At 58.3% G+C, this 1,206-nt stretch carries 1 rRNA gene and 1 pseudogene; both read left to right on the top strand.

Annotated features, from left to right (window positions below):
* Nucleotides 1–105 (top strand): 5S ribosomal RNA (rrf, locus tag EKH49_RS16365); the annotation flags it as partial.
* 363 nt (nt 106–468) lie between these two features.
* Nucleotides 469–1,206, top strand: a pseudogene (locus EKH49_RS17240) (hypothetical protein); the annotation flags it as partial.

The following is a 1,206-nucleotide window of genomic DNA, read 5'->3' on the forward strand; positions in this document are numbered from 1 at the left end:
AGCGTGGGGGAAACGCCCGGTCCCATACCGAACCCGGAAGCTAAGGCCCATTGCGCCGATGGTACTGCACTCGTGAGGGTGTGGGAGAGTAGGTCACCGCCGGACTTAACCTAAATAATGGGTTTGAGGCTCTAACCAGTGATGGTTGGAGCCTCACCTGTTTAACCCGCAGGAGTGCGGCCAGGTGCTATTGCCTGGCCTGTTTTTGTTTAAGGGGTTTTGGCCGCTGGCCGCTGCCGCGGCCCGCAACGGATCAGGCCGGCATTGGGTCGAAGGGAAAACCTAAGTGGAGTGACTGAGTGTCTTGCCACATTGCACCTGTTTCCCTATGGTATGTCTCGTGGCTCCCGTAGACTTGAAGTTAGATGTACATGCCTTTATGGCGTGCAGAATAGTTAATAGTGAAGTGATTTGCTAAGGCAATCACGAAGGTTGCGGTATTGAGATAGCCGCTGAAGGGGACATTAGATGTCTAACGAATTCCGCCGTAACTCCGACAACGGACGAGGCGACTTCCGGAACTCAAATTCAAGCCGCAACAACTCCCGCGATGGTTTCAAGCGTCGCGACGACCGCAGCGATTTCAAGCGCACCGACGAAAACCGTGGTGGATTCCGCGGTGAACGCCGTGATGACAACCGTGGTGGTGGCTTCAAGCGTAACGATGATCGTGGCGGTTTCCGTGGTGAGCGTAATGAAGATCGCGGTGGCTTCCGCGGTGAGCGTCGTGATGACAACCGCGGTGGTTTCAAGCGTAATGATGATCGTGGCGGTTTCCGTGGCGAGCGTCGCGATGACAACCGCGGTGGTTTCAAGCGTAATGATGATCGTGGCGGTTTCCGTGGCGAGCGCCGTGATGACAACCGCGGTGGTTTCAAGCGTAATGATGATCGTGGCGGTTTCCGTGGCGAGCGCCGTGATGACAACCGTGGCGAGCGCCGTGATGACAACCGCGGTGGTTTCAAGCACAACGATGACCGTGGTGGCTTCCGCGGCGAGCGCCGTGATGACAACCGCGGTGGTGGCTTCAAGCGCAACGATGACCGTGGTGGCTTCCGCGGCGAGCGCCGTGATGACAACCGTGGTGGCGGCTTCAAGCGCAACGATGACCGTGGTGGCTTCCGCGGCGAGCGTCGCGATGACAACCGTGGTGGCGGCTTCAAGCGCAACGATGACCGTGGTGGCTTCCGCGGTGAACGTCGCGAT

Origin of the sequence: Glutamicibacter sp. HZAU (assembly GCF_004100365.1) — a bacterium.
GTDB classification, from domain to species: Bacteria; Actinomycetota; Actinomycetes; order Actinomycetales; family Micrococcaceae; genus Glutamicibacter; species Glutamicibacter nicotianae.